The organism is Tessaracoccus terricola (assembly GCF_054776555.1).
In genome coordinates, this window is sequence record NZ_BAAHBS010000001.1 from 100,888 (window position 1) to 125,208 (window position 24,321).

General features: G+C 69.6%; 17 protein-coding genes. 9 read left to right on the forward strand and 8 right to left on the reverse strand.

The annotated features are described in order from the left end of the window. Positions 1 to 91 precede the first annotated feature (91 nt). Together ACYU7G_RS00530 and ACYU7G_RS00535 are read left to right on the forward strand one after the other, a co-directional pair. A complete protein-coding gene (locus ACYU7G_RS00530; protein ID WP_461103662.1) occupies positions 92 to 1,504 on the forward strand; it encodes an MBL fold metallo-hydrolase RNA specificity domain-containing protein in 1,413 nt (470 codons plus the stop codon). A gap of 28 nt (positions 1,505 to 1,532) precedes the next feature. After that, positions 1,533 to 2,465, forward strand: a complete 933-nt coding sequence (locus ACYU7G_RS00535; protein WP_461103664.1) for a 1-phosphofructokinase family hexose kinase — start codon at positions 1,533 to 1,535, stop codon at positions 2,463 to 2,465. Here the strand turns inward: ACYU7G_RS00535 and ACYU7G_RS00540 are convergent, their stop codons facing one another. Further along, complete coding sequence (locus ACYU7G_RS00540) at positions 2,466 to 3,128, reverse strand: pentapeptide repeat-containing protein (protein WP_461103666.1); 663 nt, start codon at positions 3,126 to 3,128, stop codon at positions 2,466 to 2,468. A 217-nt stretch (positions 3,129 to 3,345) separates the two neighbouring features. Here ACYU7G_RS00540 and ACYU7G_RS00545 point away from each other — a divergent pair, with 217 nt between their 5' ends. Next, positions 3,346 to 4,311 carry an acetylxylan esterase gene (locus ACYU7G_RS00545; RefSeq protein WP_461103668.1) on the forward strand — a complete coding sequence of 322 codons (966 nt, stop codon included), beginning with the start codon at positions 3,346 to 3,348 and terminating at the stop codon, positions 4,309 to 4,311. 33 nt (positions 4,312 to 4,344) lie between these two features. Here the strand turns inward: ACYU7G_RS00545 and ACYU7G_RS00550 are convergent, their stop codons facing one another. The 5 genes from ACYU7G_RS00550 to ptsP form a co-directional block, all read right to left on the reverse strand. After that, complete coding sequence (locus ACYU7G_RS00550) at positions 4,345 to 5,478, reverse strand: WD40 repeat domain-containing protein (RefSeq protein ID WP_461103670.1); 1,134 nt, start codon at positions 5,476 to 5,478, stop codon at positions 4,345 to 4,347. 56 nt (positions 5,479 to 5,534) lie between these two features. Then, on the reverse strand, positions 5,535 to 8,183 hold the full coding sequence (ppdK, locus tag ACYU7G_RS00555; protein ID WP_461103672.1) for a pyruvate, phosphate dikinase: 2,649 nt from the start codon (positions 8,181 to 8,183) through the stop codon (positions 5,535 to 5,537). Positions 8,184 to 8,276: 93 nt separating this feature from the next. Beyond that, the gene (locus ACYU7G_RS00560; RefSeq protein WP_461103674.1) at positions 8,277 to 9,155 is read right to left on the reverse strand and encodes a pyruvate, water dikinase regulatory protein; all 879 of its coding nucleotides are present in this window, start codon (positions 9,153 to 9,155) and stop codon (positions 8,277 to 8,279) included. A gap of 54 nt (positions 9,156 to 9,209) precedes the next feature. Next, the gene (locus ACYU7G_RS00565) at positions 9,210 to 10,973 is read right to left on the reverse strand and encodes a PTS transporter subunit EIIC (RefSeq protein ID WP_461103676.1); all 1,764 of its coding nucleotides are present in this window, start codon (positions 10,971 to 10,973) and stop codon (positions 9,210 to 9,212) included. A 15-nt stretch (positions 10,974 to 10,988) separates the two neighbouring features. Then, on the reverse strand, positions 10,989 to 13,580 hold the full coding sequence (gene ptsP / locus ACYU7G_RS00570) for a phosphoenolpyruvate--protein phosphotransferase (RefSeq protein WP_461103678.1): 2,592 nt from the start codon (positions 13,578 to 13,580) through the stop codon (positions 10,989 to 10,991). A gap of 227 nt (positions 13,581 to 13,807) precedes the next feature. Between ptsP and ACYU7G_RS00575 the strand changes: the two genes are divergently transcribed. Both ACYU7G_RS00575 and ACYU7G_RS00580 read left to right on the forward strand, forming a co-directional pair. Further along, positions 13,808 to 16,312 carry a sodium-translocating pyrophosphatase gene (locus tag ACYU7G_RS00575; RefSeq protein ID WP_461103680.1) on the forward strand — a complete coding sequence of 835 codons (2,505 nt, stop codon included), beginning with the start codon at positions 13,808 to 13,810 and terminating at the stop codon, positions 16,310 to 16,312. A gap of 119 nt (positions 16,313 to 16,431) precedes the next feature. Continuing rightward, the gene (locus ACYU7G_RS00580) at positions 16,432 to 17,088 is read left to right on the forward strand and encodes a DUF4282 domain-containing protein (RefSeq protein WP_461103682.1); all 657 of its coding nucleotides are present in this window, start codon (positions 16,432 to 16,434) and stop codon (positions 17,086 to 17,088) included. 37 nt (positions 17,089 to 17,125) lie between these two features. Here ACYU7G_RS00580 and ACYU7G_RS00585 read toward each other — a convergent pair whose 3' ends face one another. Further along, on the reverse strand, positions 17,126 to 18,373 hold the full coding sequence (locus tag ACYU7G_RS00585) for a glycosyltransferase 87 family protein (protein ID WP_461103684.1): 1,248 nt from the start codon (positions 18,371 to 18,373) through the stop codon (positions 17,126 to 17,128). A gap of 140 nt (positions 18,374 to 18,513) precedes the next feature. Here ACYU7G_RS00585 and ACYU7G_RS00590 point away from each other — a divergent pair, with 140 nt between their 5' ends. The 4 genes from ACYU7G_RS00590 (at position 18,514) to ACYU7G_RS00605 (ending at position 22,738) form a co-directional block, all read left to right on the forward strand. Continuing rightward, positions 18,514 to 19,641 carry a lipid II:glycine glycyltransferase FemX gene (locus ACYU7G_RS00590; protein ID WP_461103686.1) on the forward strand — a complete coding sequence of 376 codons (1,128 nt, stop codon included), beginning with the start codon at positions 18,514 to 18,516 and terminating at the stop codon, positions 19,639 to 19,641. A 1-nt stretch (position 19,642) separates the two neighbouring features. Continuing rightward, positions 19,643 to 20,668 carry an alanine racemase gene (locus ACYU7G_RS00595; RefSeq protein ID WP_461103688.1) on the forward strand — a complete coding sequence of 342 codons (1,026 nt, stop codon included), beginning with the start codon at positions 19,643 to 19,645 and terminating at the stop codon, positions 20,666 to 20,668. A gap of 104 nt (positions 20,669 to 20,772) precedes the next feature. After that, on the forward strand, positions 20,773 to 21,225 hold the full coding sequence (locus ACYU7G_RS00600; protein ID WP_461103690.1) for a Fur family transcriptional regulator: 453 nt from the start codon (positions 20,773 to 20,775) through the stop codon (positions 21,223 to 21,225). Positions 21,226 to 21,274: 49 nt separating this feature from the next. Then, a complete protein-coding gene (locus tag ACYU7G_RS00605) occupies positions 21,275 to 22,738 on the forward strand; it encodes a catalase (protein WP_461103692.1) in 1,464 nt (487 codons plus the stop codon). Positions 22,739 to 22,915: 177 nt separating this feature from the next. On the opposite strand, the gene ACYU7G_RS00610 is transcribed toward ACYU7G_RS00605, so the two are convergent. Continuing rightward, a complete protein-coding gene (locus ACYU7G_RS00610; protein ID WP_461103694.1) occupies positions 22,916 to 24,295 on the reverse strand; it encodes a hypothetical protein in 1,380 nt (459 codons plus the stop codon). Positions 24,296 to 24,321: the final 26 nt, after the last annotated feature.

Consider the following 24,321-nt stretch of genomic DNA (forward strand, 5'->3'; position numbering starts at 1 on the left):
GCACCCTTCGTCGGTGGTCTGCGACTCTAGCCCCCCCGACCCGGTCACAGCCTCGGACCCGGGTGACGCCCTCGTTGCCTACAGTTGGGCCATGACCGTGCCAGTGACACTGCAGTTCCTCGGCGCCTCGGGCACCGTGACCGGATCCAAGTACCTGATCGAGTTCGGCGAGCGAAGGCTCGTGGTGGACGCGGGCATGTACCAGGGCACCAAGGAGTTGCGGCTGCGCAACCGGGAGCCGTTCGCCGTCGACGCCGCCACCATCGACTTCGTCGTGGTCACCCACGCCCACGCGGACCACACCAGCTACCTCCCCGCCCTCGTCAACCAAGGTTTCAGCGGCCCCATCTTCTGCACCGAGGGCACCGCCCGGCTGGCCGAGATCGTGCTGCGCGACTCCGCCCACCTGCAGGAACTGGAGACCGAGAACGCCATCCGCGGCGGCTACTCCAAGCACGCCGAGCCCGAACCGCTCTACACGAAGGCCGACGCCGAGCGCACCATCGAGCTGTTCCACACCGTCGACTTCGACACTGACGTGGACCTCGGCCACGGCGTCGTCGGCCGTTGGACCCGGGCCGGCCACATCCTGGCCTCCGCCTCGGTGAACCTCACCGTCGAGGGCGTGGGGGTCCTGTTCTCCGGCGACCTGGGGCGCGACTCCCACCCCGTCGTCCGCCACCGCGGCACCCCGCCAGGTGCGCAGTGGGTGCTGTGCGAGTCCACCTACGGCGACCGCGAGCACGAGAACCCACCCGTCGCCCATGTCGCCATGGCAGAGGCCATCACCCGCACCGTGGAGCGCGGCGGCTCCGTGGTGATCCCCGCCTTCGCCATCGACAGGACCGAGGCCGTCCTGCACGCGCTGGTGGCGCTGCAGCGCGAGGGCCGGATCCCCGAGGTGCCCGTACTGGTGGACGGCCCGATGAGCATGAAGGCGCTCGACGTCTACCGCGACATGCCCGAGGAGCTCGCCGAGGGCGTGACCGTCGACGACTTCCTCGGCATCCGACGTCTCGAGGAGGTGCGCACCAGCCGCCAGTCCCGCAAGGCCAGGGAGCAGAAGGGCTCGCGCATCATCATCTCCTCCTCCGGGATGCTGGAGGGCGGCCGGGTCCTGAGCTGGCTGCAGAAGCTGCTGCCGGACCCGAAGAACTGCGTGGTCATCGTCGGCTACCAGGGCGAGGGCACGCGCGGCCGCGACATCCTCGAGGGTGCCCGCCACGTCAAGATCAACGGCCGCCACGTCCCCGTGAAGGCGGAGATCGTGGACGAGAATGAGTTCTCCGCCCACGCCGGCGCATCCGAGCTCGTGGCCTGGGTGGCATCACTGGAGCCCCGCCCCGAGACCGTGTTCCTGGTCCACGGCGAGCCCGGGCCCGCCGCCACCCTCGAGGAGCGGATCGAGTCCGAGCTGGGAATCACGACGGTGGTGGCCCGGCACCGCGAGAAGGTACTGCTGAGCGAGCCGGTGGAGGAGGACCTCGAAGACTCGGAGGAATGACCGGGGCCGGCCGCTCTAGGCTGGTGGCGTGGGAACCCTGCGCACCGTCACCCTGAACACCGGCTACGACGACTACTACACCGTCGCCGGGCTGACCTGGGGCGGGCTGGGGCGGATGCAGGAGTTCCGCTCCGTGTGCTCCGGCAAGGGTGTCAGCTGCGCCCGGGCCGCGAAGGCGCTGGGGGTCCCGGTGAAGGCGTACGCGCTGGTGGGGGTCGAAGACCTCGCGCACTACTCCTCGAAGCTGGCGGCCGAGGGGCTGGAGCACCACCTGGTGGCGGTGCCCGGCCGGACCCGCCACAACCTCACGCTCGTCGACGGCGAGGGCGCCGAGGTGGCCGCCCACTTCGTCGCGAAGGGGTTCACGCTCGACGGTCCCGAGGCGGTGGCACCCCTGGTGGAGCAACTGCTGGCGGATGTGCGGCCGGGCGACGTCGTCACGCTCAACGGGTCCACGCCGTCCGGGTTGCCGGACCAGACCTGGGCGCAGCTCGCGCGCGATTGCCTCGCGGCCGGGGCGCGGGTGGTGGTGGACGCGCAGGGCGCGGCCTTCCGGGAGGCGCTGCGGGTGCCGGGCCTGACTGCGTTCAAACCCAACGACGACGAGATCACGGCCCTGCCCGGGGTGCCGGAGGCCGAGCCGGGGGATCGGGTGGCGCTGGCGCTGCGGCAGCTGGCGGCGACCGGGGTCCGGATCCCGCTGGTGAGCCTCGGCGCGCGTGGCGTGGCGGTCCTGCGCGGCGACGAGGTGGTCACCCTGTCCTGCCCCGTCGAGAAGCCGATCCAGTCCGTGATGGCCGGTGACGCGTTCGTCGCAGGCCTGGTCCAGGGCCTGCTCGCCGACGCCGACGGCCAGGCGGCGGTGCACCACGGACTGGCCGCGGCCGCGGCGCACGTCGCCGGCCTGGAGGGCGAGGACCTGCGGGCGCAGGCCGTCACCAATCTGGCCAGGGTGGGCTGATCAGGCCACCCGGATCTTCAGCTCGGCGGCGATCTGCGGGGCCAGGAACATCAGCTGTTCCTCACTCATCGTGGCTCCGGCAAGCCATTGCCAGCCGCTCACGGATGCCAGTTCGGCGCCGCGGAGGTCGATGTCGGCCACCTTGGAGTTGTGGACGGTGAGGCTCCCAATCCGGGTGCCGGGGAACGCGAACCGCTTGGCGTCGGCCTGCAACAGGTCCAGTTCCTCGACGATGCAGTCGGTGAAGCAGAAGTCGAGCAGCTTCGAGCCACGCAGGTTCAGGTAGCTGATGCGGCAGCCGCGGAAGTGGACGGCCCGGGCGTCGAGGTCGAACGCCTCGATGGCACCGAGGCGGCCGCCGTCGAACTCCACTTCCCGCCAGGCCGCCCGCGCGGACTTCACCACGGGTGCCGCCGTCTGCTGGAACCTGGTCTCCACCAGGCGCGACGACGCGAACACCAGCTCGTCGGCCACCACGTCGGAGAACACCGAGCCGTTCACGACGCTGCCCTTGCCGAGGTCCAGACTCTCGGTGCGGATGTCCGCGTAACGCAGTGCGTAGATGTCTGTGTTCGGCTCGAGCAGCCGCGGCGGCCCTTCGGTCAGCTCGCCGAAGCTGAGCGGGTGCAGCTGGGGGGCCTTGGGGCCGTCGGATGCGCGCATTCCCCCACACTAGGGGCCGCCCCCGACACGGGGGCTCCGGCGGCCGCGTGACAGGGCGCCGCGACACGCCGCAGATCGTGCCCTCCAGAGCAGAGAAAATGATTTCTCGCGGACGCTGGTCACCACCGCCCCGGATGACCCGCCGCCCGCGTCGACGGCCATCCCTGTCCCGTGGAACCCGGCTCCCGCCGCCGCGCCACATCAGTATTGTTCTGCCATGCCATTCACCGACCTCCCCCTGGCGGACCTGCGTGAGTTCCGCCCCGACGTCGCCCAGCCCGCCGACTTCGACGAGTTCTGGACCACCACCCTCGCCGAGGCGCGCGCCGTCGGCGGGGAGACGGTCCTGACGCCCGCGGACACCCCCATCAACCAGCTCGTCATCGAGGACCTCACGTTCCCGGGCTTCAACGGCGAGCCCATCCGCGCGTGGGTCACGCGTCCCCGCACGGACACCCCGCTTCCCGCGGTGGTTGAGTACATCGGCTACAACGGGGGCCGCGGCCTGCCGGGCGAGCGGCTGCAGTGGGCGGCCGCCGGGTACGTGCACGTGTTCATGGACACCCGCGGCCAGGGCAGCGGCTCGGGCAGCGGCGGCGACACCCCCGACCCGTACGGCTCGGAGGGTTCGGTGGCGGGCTGGATGACCCGCGGCATCAGCAACCCGGGCACCTACTTCTACCGTCGCGTGTTCACCGACGGCGTGCGCCTGGTGGACGCGGTCAAGCAGCTGCCGTTCGTCGACGCGTCCCGGATCTCGGTGACCGGCGGCAGCCAGGGCGGCGGCATCACCCTCGCCGTCGCCGCGCTGTCCCAGGACGTGTTCGCGGCGATGCCCGATGTTCCGTTCCTGTCGCACTTCCAGCGCTCCGTGGAGCTGACGCCCCAGCTGCCGTTCACGGAGATCACGCACTACCTGTCGGTGCACCGTGACCAGGACGACGTCGTGTTCAACACGCTGTCCTACTTCGACGGTGTGAACTTCGCCCGCCGCATCGAGGTCCCGAGCCTGTTCTCGGTGGCGCTGATGGATCCCATCGTGCTGCCGTCGACGGTGTTCGCCGCCTACAACCACCTGGCGTCGCAGGACAAGGACATCACGGTTTGGAAGTACAACGGCCACGAGGGCGGGCAGCTGCACCAGTGGCTGCGCCAGACCCAGTGGCTGGCCGAGCGCCTCTGACGCCGCGGGCGGCTGGGCCGGCGACGGGCTGGCTCAGCGCTCGAAGGTGATGTCCAGCTGGGTGACGGTGGCGACGTCCCACGCCTTCAGGCCGCCCGCACCGCTCGCATACAGGATGCCTGCGGGGCTGTGCTCGACGTCCCAGACCGACTCCCCGGGCTCGATCACCGAGACTTCGTCGGCGGCGTGGTCCCAGACCAGGACCCGCTTGTCGGCGGTCTCGCGCGGGCTGCCGACGACGATGGCCCCGTCCCCGCTCAGGGACACCGGCTGACCCACCCGCTCCTCGTGCGCCTCCGCGAGCACCTCCCCGCTGGCGACGTCCACCACCTCGAGGCGCTGCGCACCGCCGGAGACCACGAACCCGCGGAGCAGGGTGGTGCCGTCGGCCGCCCACCGCAGGCTGTTCACGCGATCGGTGGACCCGAGCTCGCGGGTCGGTTCGCCGGTGATCGGGTCCAGCACCAGCAGTTCGCCCCGGACCCTGGCCACCAGTTCGGTGTCCGTCAGCCCAATCTCGCTGGCCACGGTCCCGGCATGGAAGGCCTCGATGGTGCAGTCGTGGGGATCCGAGACCAGCAGGTTGCGGTCGTCGCCGAAGGCGATCCGCCTGCCGTCGGGGCTGGCGACGAGGCCGCTGATGTAGCTGTAGGCCCATTCGGCGTCGACCCCCTCCCCCTCCGGCGGGACGAACTCCGGGTAGATCCGGAAGTGGTGGACGGACCCGGACTCCAGGTCCGCGACGATGACCGACTCACCCGTGGCCCAGCACAGCACCCGCTCCGCCAGCCAGGCCGGGCTGGAGCTGGAGTGCACCTCGAACCGGTGCGCGATGGCGCCGGTGGCGACGTCGTGGACCACCAGATCTCCACTGGATCCCTGGGCGACGGCGAGCAGCGCGCCGTCGGGGCTGAGCCTGAGGTTCTGCTGCCCCTGGAATGGGCCCGGGTTCGTGTCCCCCTCGGGGAGCCCGGGTGCGCAGACCCCGGCGATGGTGCCGCCGGGCCCGGTCTGCTGCGGCGACGGCGTCGGGGTGGCCCCGGTCGAGGTGCTGCCACCGGGTCCCGGGGTCTCGCCCGACCGCTCGCCCGGACCGCAAGCCGTCACCGCGCCGGCCCCCGCCACGGCCGCTCCTGCCAGCAGCGCACGCCGCGTAAGAGTTCCCATTCCCACCTCCAGTTGGTGGGCAACAGGGTATCCACGACGGGGTCCGTGGCTTCCGGCTACTTCTGGTTCAGCACCGCCTTGGCGGCCGCGAACCGGGCGATGGGCACCCGGAACGGGGAGCAGGAGACGTAGTCCAGGCCCACGGAGTTGAAGAACTCCACGGACTCCGGGTCCCCGCCGTGCTCGCCGCAGACGCCGGTCTTCAGCCCCGACTTCGTACTGCGTCCCTTGTCGACGCCCATCTGCACCAGCTGCCCGACGCCGTCGACGTCGATGGTCTCGAACGGGTTGCGCTCCATCACGTGGTCCATGATGTAGTTCGTCAGGAACCCGTTCTCGGCGTCGTCGCGGGAGATGCCGATGGTGGTCTGGGTGAGGTCGTTGGTGCCGAAGCTGAAGAAGTCGGCGTGCTGGGCGATCTGGTCGGCCAGCAGCGCCGCCCGGGGCAGCTCGATCATGGTGCCGATGGTGTAGTCCAGCTCCCGGCCGGCCGTAGCCAGCTCGTCGGCCACGGTCTTCTCGACGATGGCCCGCTGCGCCGAGAGCTCCTGCGTGAGCGCCACCAGGGGGATCATGATCTCCACCGAGACGGTCTCCCCCTCCCGGTCCAGCACGGCGAGCGCCGCCCGGACGATGGCGCGGGTCTGCATCTCCGGGATCTCCGGGTAGAGCATCGCCAGCCGGCAGCCGCGGGTGCCCAGCATCGGGTTCTGCTCGTGCAGCCGCTTGACCTGGGCGAGGGTCTCGCGCGCCTCGGCCAGCTCCGCGCCGTCGGCCCCTGAGGACTCGAGCCGCTGCACCAGCAGCGACTGCTCCACCAGGTTGGGCAGGAACTCGTGCAGGGGCGGGTCGAGCAGGCGCACGGTGACGGGCAGGCCCTTCATGGCGGTGAACACACCCTCGAAGTCGGCCTGCTGCATGGGCAGGATCTCCTCGAGCGCCTCGGCCCGCTGCGCCTGGGTCTCGGCCAGGATCATGCGACGCACCGCCGGCAGCCGGTCCGCGGCCATGAACATGTGCTCGGTGCGGCACAGGCCGATGCCCTCAGCGCCCAGCTCGCGGGCCTTCGTCGCGTCCTCGAAGTTGTCCGCGTTGGCGCGCACGCCCAGGCGGCGGACCTCGTCGGCCCAGGCCACCACGCGTTCGAAGTCCTCGTTGATCTGCGGCGGGATCAGGTCCAGTGCTTCACCGTAGACGTCGCCGGTGGAGCCGTCGAGGGTGACGACGTCGCCCTCGGACAGCACGCGTTCCCCGATGGTGAGGGTGCGGGCCTTGACATCGATCTTGATGCCGCCCGCACCGGCCACGCAGGGCTTGCCCATGCCGCGGGCCACGACTGCTGCGTGCGAGGTCATGCCGCCGTGGGCGGTGAGGATGCCCTGCGCGACGATGACGCCGTGGATGTCGTCGGGGGTGGTCTCGTAGCGCACCAGCACCACGGCCTCGCCCTTGCTGCCACGCTCGGCGGCGGTGTCGGCGTCGAAGACCACCTCGCCGACGGCGGCCCCGGGTGAGGCGGGCAGGCCCTTGGCAATGGGTGTCTTGCCGTGCGCGGGATCGATGGCGGGGTGCAGCAGCTGGTCCAGCTGCGCGGGCTCGATCCGGCTGAGGGCCTCGTGCTGGGTGAGCACGCCCTCGTCCACCAGGTCCGAGGCCACCTTCAGCGCGGCCGCGGCGGTGCGCTTGCCGTTTCGGGTCTGGAGCAGGAAGAGCTTGCCGTTCTCCACGGTGAACTCCATGTCCTGCATGTCCTTGTAGTGGGCCTCCATCTTCGCCATGGTGGCGATCAGCTGGTCGTAGGCCTCGGGCAGCACCTCGCGCATCTCGGCCAGCGGGCGCGGGGTGCGGATGCCGGCGACGACGTCCTCACCCTGCGCGTTGACGAGGAACTCGCCGTAGAGGGCCTTCTCGCCTGTGGACGGGTTGCGGGTGAAGCAGACGCCGGTGGCCGACGTGTCTCCCCGGTTGCCGAAGACCATCTGCATCACGTTCACGGCGGTGCCGAGGTCGGCGGAGATGTTGTTGGCGCGCCGGTAGACGTCGGCACGCGGGTTGAGCCAGGAACGGAAGACGGCATCGACGGCGCGGTGCAGCTGCTCGCGCGGGTCCGAGGTCCACTCGCCGCCGAGGTGCTCGGCGGAGATCTCCTTGAACGTCGCGACGAGTCCCTTGAGGTCCTCGGCGGTGAGGTCGGTGTCCTCCTCTACGCCGCGCTCGGCCTTCAGCGCGGTGAGCGCGTCCTCGTAGAGGTAGGCGGGCACCTCCTCCACCACTTCCCCGTACATCTGGATGAAGCGGCGGTAGCAGTCCCAGGCGAAGCGTTCGTTCCCGGACTCCTGGGCGACGGCGCCGACCGACTCGTCGGAGATGCCCAGGTTCAAGATGGTGTCCATCATGCCCGGCATCGAGACGACGGCGCCCGAGCGCACGGAGACCAGCAGCGGGTTGCTGCTGCCCCCGAGGGTCTTCCCGGTGCGTTCCTCGAGGCGCGCCAAGCCCTCGTCGATCTCCTCGCGCAGCCCCTCGGGCCACTCGCCGCCGCGTCTGGTGGCCTCGATGCAGGCCTCTGTGGTGACGGTGAAGGCGTCCGGAACCGGAACCCCCACCCGGGCCATCTCCGCGACGCCTGCGCCCTTGCCACCGAGCAGTGGCTTCATCGAGGCATCGCCTTCGGAGAGGTCGTAGATGAAACGCTTCTCAACCATTTGATCTCCTTCGACCACATCTGCCGGGACCTCGTCGTCCCACGGCAACACCCTATGACCTCGGAACCGGATTGGTGCGGCAGGGTCACATAATCACCCGGACGGGCGGGCGACGCCCGGCACCTGCCGCAGCGTCTGCCCGACGCGGCGGGCGCGGGACTGCACCAGGTCCACGATCCGGGAGGCGAGCTCCTCCAGCGCCACGCCCGTGGTGTCGACGACGGGGCACTTCAGCTTCTGCTGCACCTGCCTCACCTCGAACAGTTCCTCGTAGATCCGGTCCAGGTCGGCGTAGCCGTCGCGCGTGCCGAAGCCGCCCATCCCCCGGACTCGTTCGCCTCGGATCTTCTGGAGCTGGGTGGCCTCCATCGTGAGCCCGACCAGCCGCCATGAGTCGACGGTGAACAGTTCCTCCGGCGGCGCGATCCCGGGCACCAGCGGCACGTTGGCGGTCTTGAACCCCAGGTAGCCCAAGTACATGGACAGCGGGGTCTTGCCGGAGCGCGACGCCCCCGTGAGCACGATGTCGGCCTGCCGCAGCGCACCGGGCGCGGCGCCGTCGTCGTTGCGGACGGCGAAATCGATGGCGGCAATCCGCGTGAAGTAGTCCGTCTCCACCCCGACGGGCCGCCGGGGGGCGTCGTCGGCCTCGGCCCCGGACGCCTGTTCGATGGCGTTCAGGGTGCTGGTCATCAGGTCCACGTGCGGCACGGCGAGATCGTTGCAGATCTCCTCGACGAGTTCCACAAGTTCGTCCTCCACCAGCGTGAACAGCACGACGTTGGGCTTGCCCTGCCGCTCCCTCAGCCCTTCGAGGGCGTCGTGGACCGACTGCTTGGAGGTCATGCGACGGTGCCGCACCAGCCGCACCTCCTGGCCGGGGAACTGGGCGACGGCCGCGCGGGCGATGCGCACCGCGGACTCCCCCGATGAGTCGGCGACGATGTGGATCTCCAGCGGCTCTGCTGACATGGCGCCAATCTAGGGCATGGCCCGCCCTCCCGACGCCGTGGTTCGGGCCACCCGTCAGACCGAGGCCAGCCGCCGTCGCATCCCCTCGGCGTACTGGTCCGCCTCGAGGCCGGCGACGAGGTGCCACACCCCGGGCCCAACCTCCACCGCCCCCGCGAGCCCGGCCCTCATCAAGGCCTCGACGTCCACCAGCCCGGAGTCCCTGACCGCCACCCGGACGCGGGTCTCGGCGATCAGCTCCACCGTCTCGACGTTGCCCTCGCCGCCCAGGGCCGCCACCCACTGCTTGGCTTGGTTGGTCTCGACGTCCCCGACGACGATGACCTTCGTCTCCACGGCGGGTGCCGCCTCCAGCTCGGAGCCGGCACGGCGGGCCGCTGCCTTCTGCTCGGGTGTGCGGTAGTCGAAGAGAATCACCAGCAGCATGGCCGTCAGGAAGCTGGCGCCCACGGCCAGGGCGTAGAGCCCGATGTTGGAGAAGGCGGGGATGGTCAGCAACGACGTGAACACGAACGCGTTGGTGGTGACGCTACCGCCGAACCCGAGGATCAGGCCGCCGACGAGGCAGCCCACCAGCATCCTCGGGTAGATCTTCTTGAAGCGCAGGTGGATGCCGTAGAGGGACGGCTCGGAGATGCCACCGAGCAACCCGGCGGCCAGCGCGCCGGTGGCGGTCTGGCGCATCTGGGTCTCCTTGTCCCGGTAGGCGAGGAACAGCACGCCCGCCGTCGCCCCGAAGCAGGCGAAGTTCCAGGCGCCCATGGGGCCCTGGATGTAGTCGTAGCCCAGCTGGCTGATGTTGAGCAGCATCACTGCGTTCAGGGGCCAGTGCAGGCCCAGCGGAACCATGAATGGGTAGGCCAGCGGGATCAGGATGGCGAAGATGAACGGCGAGAAGCCGTTGACCATGCCCAGCAGGGACGCGAGCCAGGCGCCCACGTAGACCCCGATGGGGCCGATCAGGAACGCCGTGAGCGGCAGCATCACGAGCATGGCCAGGAACGGCACGAAGATCAGCTGCAGGTTGTCCGGGATGATCCGCTTGAGCCCCTTGTAGAGCGGCCCCAGGACGGCGGCCATGAGCAGCGGCGGGAACACCTGGGAGCTGTAGTTGAAGATGGTCAGCGGCACGCCGAAGATGTCGACGAGCGTCACCTCGCTGCCCGCGACCACGGCCGTGTAGGCCTCCTCGATGCTGCCGAGCGTGGAGAATCCGGGCAGCATCACCAGGGCCATCACGGCGAACCCCACCCACGGGTCGGCGCCGGCCTTCTTGCTGGCGTTGTAGGCCACCATCAGTGGCAGGAACACGAAGACCGACTGCCACAGCAGGTTCATGAACTGCCACGACGGCGGGAGCTCGGTGCGCGGGTCCGCCCAGTTCCCGATGACGCCCAGCGTGGACATCAGCGCCATGAACGTGATGAACAGTGATGCCCCGAGCAGGGCTCCCAGAATCGGGCGGAACGAGTCCGAGAGGAACTCGAAGAACGTGTCCACCCAGGCGAACTTCCCGCGCACGCCACCGGCACGCGCGGCCGCCTTGATCTCGGCATCGCTCGGCTGCCCGGCCTCGGCCATCTCCGGCAGCTCGTTGATCTGCTCGTAGACGCTCTGGACCGCGCCGCCCATGATCACCTGGTAGCGCTCGCCGCTCTGCGGGACGGCGCCCATCACGCCCTTGATGGACTCGACGGCGGCGTCGTCGATCCCGGAGGCGTCAACCAGCTGGAACCTCAGGCGGGTGGCGCAGTGGCTGAGGCTGACGATGTTGCCGGGGCCACCGACGGCCTTGACGATCTCTTGCGCTGAACTCATCTCGGTCTCCTCGGCTCAGTCCTCGTCCATCGGGACGAGGGCCCGGACTTCGTTCGGGGTGGAGCAGGCCACGGCCCTGGCGGCCAGTTCCCTGCACGTGGTCAGGTCGTGGGTCCGGACCATGGCCTTGACGGCAGGGATGGCCGGGATGGAGCAGCTGAGTTCGTCGACGCCCAGCCCCACGAGGATGGGCACCGCCTGCGGGTCCGAGGCGACGCCGCCGCACACGCCGAGCCACTTGCCGTGGGCGTGCAGCGCCTCTGCCGCACCCCCGATCAGGGTGAGGACGGCAGGGTTGCAGGGGTCCACCTGGGAGGCGAGCTTGGGATGGCCACGGTCCATGGCGAGGGTGTAGCTGGTGAGGTCGTTGGTACCGACGCTGAAGAAGTCGCAGCCCTCCTCCGCGGCGAACTGCCTGGCCATCACGGCCACCGACGGCACCTCCATCATGATCCCGACGCTGACCTTCGCGGTGACACCGGACCTGGCGTACTCCGCGTCGTGGATCGCCTTGGCCCGCCGCCAGTCGTCGATGGTGGCGATCATCGGGAACATCACGTACAGCTCCGCCCCCGCGTCGGCGGCGGCGTAGATCGCCCGCAACTGGGTGCGCAGCACCTCCGGCTTCTCGAGCCCGACCCGCACGCCGCGGATCCCGAGGAAGGGGTTCTCCTCGGCCGGGATCGGCAGGTAGGCCAGCGGCTTGTCGCCGCCGACGTCGAGGGTGCGGATCACGAGCGGCTGGCCGGGCTGCAGTGCCCGCGAGCAGTCCGCGTAGATCTCGGCCTGCTCGGCCTCGGTGGGCGCGGTGGCCCTGCCCATGAACACGAACTCGCTGCGCAGTAGGCCGACGCCCTCGGCGCCGCGGGTCATGGCCTCGCGGGCGTCGTCGACGCCCCCGATGTTGGCCACCACCTTGACCCGGTGCCCGTCTGGGGTGATGGCCGGCTCGTCCCTGGCGGACTCCTCGCGGGCCTTGCGTTCGGCCATCCGGCGCTGGCGGTCCAGGATCTGCTCGATCTCGGCATCGCTGACGTTGAGCTGCAGGCTGCCTGCGGAGCCGTCGAGGACCACCTTCGCACCGTCGGGGACGTCCAGGGCGCGGGACTCGATCCCGGCGACGGCGGGGATGTCCAGCGAGCGGGCGATGATGGCGACGTGGCTGGAGGCGCCGCCGTTGGTGGTGGCGAACCCCACCACCCGGGTGCGGTCCAGCTGGGCGGTGTCCGACGGGGTCAGGTCCTCGGCCACCAGGATGGTCTCCTCCGGGAGCTCATCGCGCTCGGAGCGCTGCCCGGTGAGCTCCTCCAGCACCCGCTGTCCCACGTCACGGACGTCGTTGGCGCGTCCGGCGAGGATCTCGTTGTCCAGACCCGCCAGCTGGTCCGCGACGGTGTTGAACGCGGCCCGCCACGCGAAGGGGGCGGACTTGCCCTTGTCGATGGCGCTGGCAGCCACGTCGAGCAGGTCGGGGTCCGCGAGGATCTCCTGATGGGCGGCGAAGATGTCCGCCTTGTCCGCGGATGCCTCCTCCTCGAGGCGCCGTTGCAGCGCGGAGAGGTCCAGGAGGGCCCGGTCGATGGCGCTGTTGAGCTTGCGACGCTCCTTGTGCCGGTCCTCGGCGAACTCGGCCACCTGGATGTCGTCGTGGCGCAGCTGCACCACGGTGCCGATTCCGATCCCGGGCGAGGCGGACACCCCGAGCAGCAGGTTCTCGTCTCCGGAGAGCGGACCGGCAGGCTCCTCCTCGGCCTCCTCGGGCTCGGACACGGCGGGTACGGCCCCGGTGTCCTCGGTCCCGGAGGCGGGCGGGCAGTCCTCTCCGAGCCCGCCACGGATGGCATCGGCCAGCTGGGCCACCGCCTGCTCCGCGTCGGGCCCATGGGCGGTGACCACCACCTTCTCCGCGTGGCCGACGGCCAAGGACATCACGGAGACGATGGACTTGGCGTTGGCCGAGTCGTCGCCCCGCCGGAGCCTGATATCGGAGCGGAACTGCTTGGCCACGCCGACGAGGGTGGCGGTGGGGCGGGCGTGCAGACCCGTAGGGTTCGGGACGAGGATTGCGTCCGAGACCGCACCATGGTCCCCGTCGCCACTGGCGTTGCCGTCACCCCCAGCGTCGGGGGCGCCGAGTTCGAGGGTGGCGGCCACGTCCTCGCCGGCGGCGACGAGGCCATCGCCGAGAGAGATCCCCACCACGCGCTCGGAGTTGGTGACCACCACCTGGGTCAGGAGGGACTTGGCACGGCGGCCGACGTCGTCGAGGTCGAACTCGATGAGGGCGTCGCCAGCGGTGACCCGGGCACCCTCCTGGACTCTCCGCGTGAATCCCTCACCCTCCAGGCGGACGGTGTCCAGGCCGATGTGCATGAGCACTTCGAGCCCGTCGTCGGAGCGGATGGTGACCGCGTGCGAGGACGGCTGCACGTCGACGACCTCGCCGGAGATCGGCGCCACCAGCAGCCCCTGCAGCGGATCGATCGAGAACCCCTCCCCCAGCATCTTGCGGCTGAACACCGGGTCCGGGACGTTCTCGATCGGCACCATCACGCCGGTCAGGGGGGCGATCAGCTCCACCTGCTTCGTGGTCAGCTGTTCAGTCACGACACACTCCTTCCGGCCCCGCCCGAGGACATCGGTGTCAGCAGACGGAATCTGTGGGTGAGCCCGATCCTAGACCCGTGGCGGCCACCCGCGGGCGGTTCCGGGACACCTCGTCCAAGGGTCTGGTCCCTATGGGGACCCCCCTGCCAACCGTCCGGAGGCGCAGGCGTAACATCCGGCAAGAGGGGTTATGGAAGCCCTGTCGGAACGTGTCAGGAGTGGTCGGAATGGACCGTCACCCACAGCTGGACCAGAGACGACGTCGGCCCGGGAGGATGCTGCTGCTGTTGGCGACGGCTGCCGCCACCCTCGGCACCGCCTCGTGCTCGACCGCGCCCCGGGAGGGCGGTCACGAAGTCGGCGGCGAGGCGAACCTGCGGCTGCCGGATCTCGGCTCGGTGGAGTTCGTCGGACTGCCCGGCGACGTGCTGCTCGCGCTGGGCCTGGTGGTGTGTGCGCTCGGGCTGGTGTTCGGGCTGGTCACCTACCGGCAGCTGCGGGCGATGCCGGCGCACCACTCCATGCGGGAGATCTCGGAGCTGATCTACCGCACCTGCAAGACCTACCTCGTGCAGCAGGGCCGGTTCCTGCTGCTGCTGTGGGCGTTCATCGCGACGATCATCGTCGTGTACTACCTGTTCCTGGTGGGCTTCGGCGCGGGGCGGACGGCCATCGTGATCGGGTTCTCCCTGGTGGGGATGGCCGGCTCGTACGCCGTCGCCTGGTACGGGATCCGCGTCAACACGTTCGCGAACTCACGCGCCGCGCACGCGTCGCTCGGCGGCAAGCCGTACCCGTTGCACGACATCCCGATGCGGGCCGGGATGAGCGTGGGCATGGTGCTGATCTCGGTGGAGCTGGCCATCATGCTGGTCATCCTCGTGTTCCTGCCGGGCGAGATCGCGGGTGCCTGCTTCATCGGCTTCGCCATCGGTGAGTCGCTGGGGGCGGCGGCACTGCGGATCGCGGGCGGCATCTTCACCAAGATCGCCGACATCGGCGCGGACCTGATGAAGATCATCCTCGGCATCCGCGAGGACGACGCCCGCAACCCCGGCGTCATCGCCGACTGCGTGGGCGACAACGCGGGTGACTCCGTCGGCCCCTCCGCCGACGGGTTCGAGACCTACGGCGTCACCGGCGTCGCGCTGATCACCTTCGTCCTGCTGGGTGTTCCGGACCCGACGATGCAGGTGGCCCTGCTGGTGTGGCTGTTCGTCGTGCGGGCCGTGATGGTGGTGGGCTCCGGCGTCTCCTACTTCGTCAACCACGCCATCACCCGACGCCGCTACCACGCGGCTACGGACATGGACTTCGAGCACCCCCTCACCTCGCTGGTGTGGCTGACGTCGGTGCTGTGCATCGGCGCGACGTTCGGCACCTCGGCGCTGCTGCTGGCGGGCATGGGCGACGGGCTGTGGTGGAAACTCTCGCTGATCGTGAGCTGCGGCACGCTCGCGGGTGCCCTGATCCCGGAACTGGTGAAGGTCTTCACCTCCCCCAACGCCCACCACACACGCGAGGTGGTGGTCTCCTCCAACAAGGGCGGGCCGTCCCTCAACATCCTGTCCGGGCTGGTGGCGGGCAACTTCTCCGCCTACTGGATCGGGATCGCCATCGCCGCCCTGATGGCCGTGGCGTACTGGATCTCCACGCTGGGCATGGGTGAGCTGATGCTGGCCCCGGCCGTGTTCGCGTTCGGGCTGGTGGCGTTCGGCTTCCTGGGGCTCGGGCCCGTGACCATCGCCGTCGACTCCTACGGGCCGGTCACCGACAACGCCCAGTCCGTCTTCGAGCTGTCCCGGATCGAGGACCTCGGGGTGGACGACGAACTGGAGACCGAGTTCGGGGCCGCACCCGACCACACCCGCGCGAAGTACCTGTTGGAGTCCAACGACGGGGCCGGCAACACGTTCAAGGCGACGGCGAAGCCGGTGCTGATCGGCACCGCCGTGGTGGGCGCCACCACGATGATCTTCTCGATCATGATGGGCCTGACGGCGAAGCTCACCCAGGACGTGGACAAGCTCTCCCTGCTGCACGCCCCGTTCCTGCTGGGGCTGGTGGTGGGCGGCGCGGTGATCTACTGGTTCACCGGCGCCTCCATGCAGGCCGTGACCACCGGCGCCTACCGGGCCGTCGAGTTCATCGGCGCCAACATCCGGCTCGAGGGGACCACCCGCGCGTCCACGAAGGACTCGTCGCGGGTGGTGGAGATCTGCACCCGCTACGCGCAGAAGGGCATGCTCAACATCTTCCTGGGCATCTTCTTCGCCACCCTCTCATTCGCGTTCGTGGAGCCGTTCTTCTTCATCGGCTACCTGGTCTCGATGGCGTTGTTCGGACTGTTCCAGGCCATCTTCATGGCCAACGCCGGCGGGGCCTGGGACAACGCGAAGAAGCTGGTGGAGGTGGACCTGGCCGCCAAGGGCACCCCGCTGCACGCCGCGACGGTGGTGGGCGACACCGTCGGCGATCCGTACAAGGACACCTCGTCGGTGGCGCTGAACCCGGTGATCAAGTTCACCACCCTGTTCGGGCTGCTGGCCGTCGAGTTGGCGCTGGCACTGTCCCACCGCGGCCTGGGTCCGCTCACCGGGGCGCTCGCCGTCGTCTTCGGACTGGCTTCGATGTACTTCGTGTACCGCTCGTTCCACGGCATGCGGATCGGTGAGGAGCCCGAGGAGATGGAGGTCAGCGACGGCCCGCTCACGGCCGCCGAGCACTCTTGAGCACGAAACCCTCGCGGTTGCATCCCTGATGTGGAAAGGTGAGGACGTCCGGTCACCTCGGGCGTGCAGTCACGCCCGGTCATCGGCCGGGCCACAGCACGACGAAGGACGCAGACATCATGACCGATCCCAACAACCCCTACGGACCGAACTCCGGCCAAGGCCCCGAGGGCCAGCCCTCGGCCAACCCCTACGGCCAGCCCTCCGCCGGCGACCCCTACGGCCAGACCTCCGCGAACGACCCCTACGCGCAGCAGCAGCCCACCGAGGCATGGGGCCAGCAGTCCGCCGGCGACGCCCACACCCAGCAGCAGCCCACCGAGGCCTGGGGCCAGCAGCCCACCGGCGACCCCTACGGCCAGCAGGGCCAGTACGCGCAGCAGGGCCAGGCCGGCCAGTACGGGCAGCCGCAGGCAGATCCGTACGCCCAGAGCTACGGTGGCCCCGGTGCCGGCGGCTACGGCGGCGGCGGGGACCTGAGCAGCCAGGGCAAGGGCTTCTTCGGCGCCCTGTTCGACTTCAGCTTCTCAAACTTCGTCACCCCGAAGATCATCAAGCTGGTCTACATGATCGCCACCGTGCTGATCGGCCTGGGTCTGCTGATCTTCCTGATCAGTGCCCTCGCCAGCGGTGAGGCGATGGTGATCCTGCTGGCCATCATCGCCGGTCCGATCGTCGCCCTGATCTACCTGGCCATCATGCGCATGACGCTGGAGATGTACTTCGCCGTGGTCCGCCTGTCCGAGGACGTGCACCACCGCCTCCCCAAGCAGTGACCCTCCCCGTCGGCTGAGGCCGACCGGAGACCATGACTCAGAGCCCCTCGCGAACCTCGCGGGGGGCTCTGGTCGCAAGTACCCACGCCGTCGCGAAGAACGCGACGCCCCAGATCACGTAGGCGTTGCCGAGGACGAGGTCGAGGCCGAGCCAGGGATCGGCCTCGCTCGGTTCCGGCTCCACCTGCCAGATGGGGCGGCCGTAGAACACGAGCACGCCCAGCGCCGTCATGGCCAGCAACAGCACGCGCGTCCCACCGGTGAGGCGCAGGCCGGTGGCCAGCAGCAGGATCAGTGCCGGCACCGCCCACACCCAGTGGTGCGACCACGAGACCGGCGAGGCGAGCAGCGCGTAGAAGCCCATCACCAGCATCGCGACGCCGTCGTGGCCGCGCCTGCACAGCAGGTGCATCAGCCACAGCGAGCTCAGCCCGAGCACGGCGCACACGCCGAACCAGATGAGGGTCGTCGCGGACTCACTGAGCCAGAGCCGGTTGATGAACCCGTTGAGGGACTGGTTGGAGACGTACGAGAGGTCACCGATGCGGGCCGGGTCCGAGAGAGTCTCGCTCCAGTACTGCACGGACGCGCCCCAGTTCAGGAGGAAGCCGACGCCGGTGTAGAGCAGCGCGGAGCCGACGCCGACGGCGAGCGCACGCCAGTCGCGTCGGGCCAGGAAGTAGGCGAGGAAAACCGCGGGCGTGAGCTTGATGGCCATGGCCAGGCCCACGAGCGAGCCCTGCCACCACTTGCCGCGGCCGGCCACCACGTCGACGACCACCAGCGCCATCAGCACGACGTTGACCTGCCCGAACTCGACGGTCTCCCGCACCGGGATGGCCCACAGCAGCACCGACGCCAGCGCGACGGCCACCCATGCGGCCTCGGCGAGCGAACGGTCGAGCACCTCGCGGGCCACCAGCAGGATCGTGACTAACAGGGCCGCCAGCGTGACGAGCGTGAATGTGACGTTGGCCACGTCGAAGGGCAGGAACGTGAGCGGCACGAACAACACGGCCGCCAACGGGGGGTAGGTGAACGGCAGGTTGGCGCCGATCATGGTGTCCGGGAGGGCTCCGTAGAGGTCGCCGCCGTCGCGGAAGACCTGGGCGCCCAGGCGGTAGACGTCGAGGTCGATCCGGTACGGGATCCACGGCTCCACCGTGGGGATGCCGAACACCAGGCAATTGATGCCCCACAACAGGAACAGGAGCGCCACCACCCGTGCCGGGCGCGAGGACAGGTAGCGCTCGAGGAGGCGCTGCGCCGGTCGGGTGGATTGCATTGCTTCATTATGGCTGGTGACAGGGATGAGCGACACGCCGCGGCCGGGCTCTGCAGGGCCCCGACACGGCGTTTCGCTCATCCTGGTCACCAGCCCCGCAGGGTCCGGCCCCCGCAGACCCACTCCGGTAGGTTGGGGACGTGACTATCGACGTGCGGCCCATCACCGCGGAGCAGCATCTCGGGTTCATCTCCGAGCGCGGCTCCGCGTCGTTCCTGCAGACCCCGGCGTGGGCGAAGGTCAAGTCCGAGTGGCGCGGCGAGTCCCTGGGCTGGTTCGACGGCGCCGAGCTGATCGGCGTCGGGCTGGTGCTGTACCGGCAGTTGCCGAAGCTGAAGCGCTACCTGGCCTACCTGCCCGAGGGACCGGTCCTGGACTGGGAGCGTCCGGACATCGAGGCCCAGCTCGACGCACTGGTGAAGTACGCGAAGAAGGCCAAGGCGTTCGCCGTCAGGATCGGGCCCGCACTCACCCACCGGGTGTGGGGCCCGGCCACCATCAAGCAGGCCATCGCCGACGACGACGTCACGCGGCTGTCGCAGGCGGAGCCCGACCAGACCACGCTGGCCGGGACCCGCTGGCTGCGGCAGCTGCAGCACCTCAACTGGCGCCCGGTCTCCGGCGACGAGGGCTTCTCCGCGGGCCAACCGAAGTTCAACTTCCAACTGCCACTGCGCCACGCCGACGGCACCGCCAAGACCGAGGACGAGCTCCTCAAGGGCATGAACCAGCTGTGGCGGCGCAACATCAAGAAGGCGGCCAAGTCCGGCGTCGAGGTCCGGCAGGGCACCCGGGAGGACCTGGCCCGCTTCCACGAGATCTACCTCGAGACCGCCGAGCGCGACGGCTTCACCGGGCGCGCGCTCAGCTACTTCGAGACCATGTGGGACGCGCTCAACGCCGAGGACCCGGACCGGATGCGCGTCTACCTGGCCGAGCACGAGGGTGACCTCGTGGCCGCCACCACCATGATCGTCGTCGGCGAGCACTCCTGGTACTCCTACGGCGCCTCCACCACCGCAAAGCGCGACGTGCGCGGCTCCAACGCCGTGCAGTGGCAGATGATTCGCGACGCCGCGGCCGCCGATTGCTCCGTCTACGACCTGCGCGGCATCACCGAGGGCGTCGGGGCCGACGACCCGGAGATCGGGCTCATCCAGTTCAAGGTGGGCACCGGCGGCGAGGCGGTGGCCTACCTGGGCGAGTGGGACCGGCCCATCAACCCCGTGCTCTACCTGGCCTTCGACCAGTACATGAAGAGGCGCTGAGATGACGCTACGCCTGAGAGTCGCCGCCGACGCGTGGCGCAGCCACCAGCGCACCCTGCTGCAGGAGGTGCCGGGCCTGGTGCCCGTCGCCAAGGGCAACGGTTACGGCTTCGGCCTGGAGAACTGCGCCCGCGAAGCCGTCGCCCTGGGGGTGGACACCATCGCCGTCGGCACCGCCCACGAGGTGCTGCCGGTGCGACTCGCGGGCTGGAACCGCGACATCGTGGTGCTGAACCCGTGGCGGCCCGCCGACCCGCTGGCGACGTCGCTACTGGAGGACCCCCACGTCATCACCACCGTCTCCCGGACCGCCGACCTGGACCAGCTGCGCGACTCCCACCCGAGCGCCCGCGTGATCCTCGAACTGGACACGACGATGCACCGCCACGGCCTGCGCCCCTCGGACCTGGACCATGTGGAGACCGCCGGTCTGGCGCTGGAGGGTTGGGCCATCCACCTGCCGGCGCACGGCTCGCTGGCTGAGGCGAAGGCTCTGGCCCGCGCGGCACTGGCCCAGGCGGAGGCGCCGCTGTGGGCCTCGCACCTGAGCGTGGCCGACTACGCCACCCTCGCCGCCGAGGTTCCCGTCGGGACCCGGATGCGGGTGGGCACCAGGCTGTGGCTCGGCGCCCCCGAGGCACTCACCACGACGGCCACGGTGCTCGACGTCCATCCGGTCAAGCGCGGCGGCAGGCTGGGCTACCACCAGGCCCGCGCCCCGCGAGACGGGTTCATCGTCGTCGCCAGCGGCGGCACGGCCCACGGGATCGCGCTAGCCGCGCCCGTGCCGCAGCGATCCGTGCGGCAGCGCGCCAACACCATCGCCGACGGCGTGCTCCGGGCGGCGGGCAACACCTTGTCCCCGTTCGCCATCGCCGGCCGCAAGCGACCGTTCGCAGAGCCGCCGCACATGCACTCCTCGATGCTCTTCGTCGCGGGGCACCGCCCCGGTGTGGAGGTGGGCGACGAGGTCCCGGTCACCTGCCGCATGACGACGACGCGTTTCGACGAGGTCGCCTTCGCGTGACGAACTCCCTCCCCTTGGAGGCGCTTCCCCGGCACGGATGAGCGCGGAGGAACGACCCACAACCTTTTCTTGAATCATTCAAGAAAACGGGGTACAGTGGAGTCATGCCCACCACGATGACGCTCAGCCCGGAGGACGCCACCGCGCTCCTGCGAGTTGCGGGCATGCGCGTGACGCGCCAGCGCGTCGCCACCCTGCAGTCACTGGCCGGCAACCAGCACTCGACGGTGGACGAGATCGTCACCTCGCTGGAGGGCGACCTGCCGAAGGTGAGCTTCCAGGCCATCTACCTCGTCGTCGCGGACCTCGTCGGTGCCGGGCTGATCAACCGCCTGGACCTGCCGGGTCACCCCAGCCGCTACGAGCTGAACCGCCGCGACAACCACCACCACGTCCTGTGCACCTCGTGCGGGCGCGTGGAGGACGTCGCCTGCGCCGTCGGCGAGGCCCCGTGCCTGCACCCGAGCGAGACCCATGACATGGAGATCGCCATCGCCGACGTCCTGTACCGCGGCACCTGCCGCGAGTGCCGCGAGCAGTCGGCACCCACCCCCTGAATCGCAGTACCCACCCCCACAGCTGGACCGCATCAAGAAAGAGAGCAACGTGACCGACAACCACACCGGTTCCACCACCCAGGCCGGCATCCCCGCCGTCAGTGACCGCAACTCACTGACCGTCGGAGCCAACGGCCCCATCGTCCTGCACGACCACCACCTGGTCGAGACCCTCCAGCACTTCAACCGCATGAACGTGCCCGAGCGTCGTCCGCACGCCAAGGGTGCCGGTGCGTTCGGTGAGTTCGAGGTCACCGAGGACGTCTCCGCCTACACCAAGGCCGCCGTCTTCCAGCCGGGCACCAAGACCCGCGTGCTGCAGCGCTTCTCCACCGTCGCCGGTGAGCTCGGCTCCCCCGACACCTGGCGCGACGTCCGCGGCTTCGCCCTGAAGTTCTACACCGAAGAGGGCAACTTCGACCTCGTCGGCAACAACACCCCCGTGTTCTTCCTGCGCGACCCGATGAAGTTCCCCCACTTCATCCGCTCGCAGAAGCGCCTCCCCGACTCGGGCCTGCGCGACGCCACCATGCAGTGGGACTTCTGGACCCAGAACCCCGAGTCCGCCCACCAGGTGACCTACGTCATGGGTGACCGCGGCCTGCCCACCACCTGGCGCCACATGAACGGCTACGGCTCGCACACCTACATGTGGGTCAACGCGCAGGGCGAGAAGTTCTGGGTGGCCTACCACTTCATCTCCCAGCAGGGCGTGGAGAACTTCTCCGCCGCCGACGCCGACAAGATGGCCGGTCTGGACGCCGAGCACCACCGTCGCGACCTGTTCGACAACATCAAGGACGGCAACTTCCCCAAGTGGGACCTGTACGTCCAGGTGGTGCCCTACGCCGAGGCGAAGGACTACCGCTTCAACATCTTCGACCTGACCAAGACCATCTCGAAGAAGGACTACCCCCGCATCAAGGTGGGCACCCTGACCCTGAACGAGAACCCCACCAACTTCTTCGCGCAGATCGAGCAGGCGGCGTTCTCCCCGGCCAACATGGTCCCGGGCATGGGCATGAGCCCCGACAAGATGCTGCTGGGCCGCAACTTCGCCTACGCGGACGCACAGCGCTACCGCATCGGCACCAACTTCCAGCAGCTGCCGGTCAACAAGCCGATCAACGAGGTCAAGTCCTACAGCTTCGAGGGCAACATGACCTTCGACCACCGCGGTGCCGCTCCGGTGTACGCGCCGAACTCCTTCGGTGAGTCCTGGTCCGACGAGACCGGTCCGGTGGAGACCTCGTGGGAGACCGACGGCGACCTCGTGCGCTCGGCCTACACCCTGCACGCCGAGGACGACGACTTCGGCCAGGCCGGCACCCTCTACCGCGAGGTGTTCACCCCCGAGGGTCGCGCCCGCTTCGTCGAGACCCTCACCGGTCAGGGCGAGGCCATCCAGAACGACACCGTGCTGGAGAACTTCTTCCAGTACTGGACCAACGTCGACGCCGACCTCGGCGCGATGCTCCGTGAGCGTGTCAACGCTGAGGAGGACGCGGCCTGACGGTTGCGTGAATGAGAAGGGCCCCGGGCAACCGGGGCCCTTTCTCGTCCCCCGCTGGTCGAACCACTCCACCCCCGTTGGTCGAGTAGCTCGCGCAGCGAGCGTGTCGAGACCCGGCGCGACACGAAGGAGGTCTCGACACGGGCGCGGGGCGCCCTACTCGACCAGCGGTAGCGCTCAGGCGGCGGCGACCACGGTCTCGTCGTCGAGGCGTTCCAGCCCCTCGCCGTCGACCAGGACACCACCGATGGGGTCGCTGTGGTCGGGGGCGCGCAGGGCGTCGTCGCCGGGGCGGAGGATGTCCCGCATGAACAGGCACACGAGCCACAGGTCGACGGCGAGCCGCAGCCCGATGGCGAGGAAGTACAGGCCCTCGGGGCCCGTCTTGGCCCGGGTCAGGTGCCCGGACAGCCAGCCCCAGATGGCCAGGTAGTAGCCCACCTGCACGGCGCTGAAGATGATGTACTCCAGCTTGAACGGGCGGGCCAGCACGAGGGCGAACAGCAGCCACAGCCCGGTCTGCGGCGAGTAGGCCGCGCCGAGCATCGCGCACAGGAACACGAAGATGCCCACGACGGTGCCCACCCGCGGCTTGCGCTTGCTCACGTACAGCCAGGCCACCAGACCGGCCAGCAGGAGCAGCAGCACCATGAATCCGAGGTAGCCGGCGGCGCGGACGTTCCAGCCGGTGAGCTGCAGCAGGTACCACAGCGAGCCGTAGGAGGACTCGCCGCCGACCTGGTTCTGGTAGAAGGAGATCACCTGGTCCACGTCGGTGAGCAGCAGCGGCACGTGCACCACCACCCAGGTCACGACGGCGGGGAGCAGGAACTGCGCCTGCTGTCCCCAGTTGCCGCGCAGGCCGATGCACACGGCCACGGCGAGGATCACGACCAGCGGCATGGTGCCGGCCGACGCCGCGAGCCCGAGCACGATCCCGGCCTCCAGGACGCGACGCTGGGCGAACTGCAGCAGGCCGATGGCGGACAGGGCGATGGGCACGATGTCCCAGTGGATCAGGCCGGCAGCCAGCACCACGGGGGCTGCGGCGACGAGCATCCCGTCCCAGGTGCGGTAGCGGCCGTTCTCGGAGCCCCGGCCCATCATGGCCGCGGAGATGACCCAGGCCAGGAAGAACACGAACAGCATGACGGCGTTCACGGCGAAGAAGATCTGGGCGCCGTCGAGCTGGACCTGGACGTCGGCGTCGGGGCGGATGTCCGCACCGAGCGCTGCCGAGAGCCGCACCGTCGCGAGCAGCAGGACACCGAGCACGGGCGGGAACAGCATGCCGCCGTCGCCGCCGAAGGGCGGGGTGCCGAGCCCGAAGCCCTGGCCGGTGTACATGAGCGGGATGTCGGAGTAGCACAGCCGGATGAACGCGTTGATGGGGTTGGTGGCGTCGGTCTGGATGCACGGCACCTGCCGCACCGCCAGCACCGCGAACAGCAGCGCCGAGGTCAGGATGGTCCAGGGCAGCGGGTTGAACCACCGGCCGGTGGCGCGGGCATGCTTGCCCATCGGACCGCCGAAGGCCGGGAGCAACGCGTTCTTCACGGGAACACCCTAGCCGCCGATGCGGG

Bases quoted from the DNA above. Each gene is read 5' to 3' on its own strand.
- ACYU7G_RS00540 (WP_461103666.1), bottom strand. From the start codon at position 3,128: ATGCGCGCATCCGACGGCCCCAAGGCCCCCCAGCTGCACCCGCTCAGC.
- ACYU7G_RS00600 (WP_461103690.1), top strand. From the start codon at position 20,773: ATGCCCACCACGATGACGCTCAGCCCGGAGGACGCCACCGCGCTCCTG.
- ACYU7G_RS00545 (WP_461103668.1), top strand. From the start codon at position 3,346: ATGCCATTCACCGACCTCCCCCTGGCGGACCTGCGTGAGTTCCGCCCC.
- ACYU7G_RS00585 (WP_461103684.1), bottom strand. From the start codon at position 18,373: ATGCAATCCACCCGACCGGCGCAGCGCCTCCTCGAGCGCTACCTGTCC.
- ACYU7G_RS00575 (WP_461103680.1), top strand. From the start codon at position 13,808: ATGGACCGTCACCCACAGCTGGACCAGAGACGACGTCGGCCCGGGAGG.
- ACYU7G_RS00580 (WP_461103682.1), top strand. From the start codon at position 16,432: ATGACCGATCCCAACAACCCCTACGGACCGAACTCCGGCCAAGGCCCC.
- ACYU7G_RS00595 (WP_461103688.1), top strand. From the start codon at position 19,643: ATGACGCTACGCCTGAGAGTCGCCGCCGACGCGTGGCGCAGCCACCAG.
- ACYU7G_RS00565 (WP_461103676.1), bottom strand. From the start codon at position 10,973: ATGAGTTCAGCGCAAGAGATCGTCAAGGCCGTCGGTGGCCCCGGCAAC.
- ACYU7G_RS00550 (WP_461103670.1), bottom strand. From the start codon at position 5,478: ATGGGAACTCTTACGCGGCGTGCGCTGCTGGCAGGAGCGGCCGTGGCG.
- ppdK (WP_461103672.1), bottom strand. From the start codon at position 8,183: ATGGTTGAGAAGCGTTTCATCTACGACCTCTCCGAAGGCGATGCCTCG.
- ACYU7G_RS00560 (WP_461103674.1), bottom strand. From the start codon at position 9,155: ATGTCAGCAGAGCCGCTGGAGATCCACATCGTCGCCGACTCATCGGGG.
- ACYU7G_RS00530 (WP_461103662.1), top strand. From the start codon at position 92: ATGACCGTGCCAGTGACACTGCAGTTCCTCGGCGCCTCGGGCACCGTG.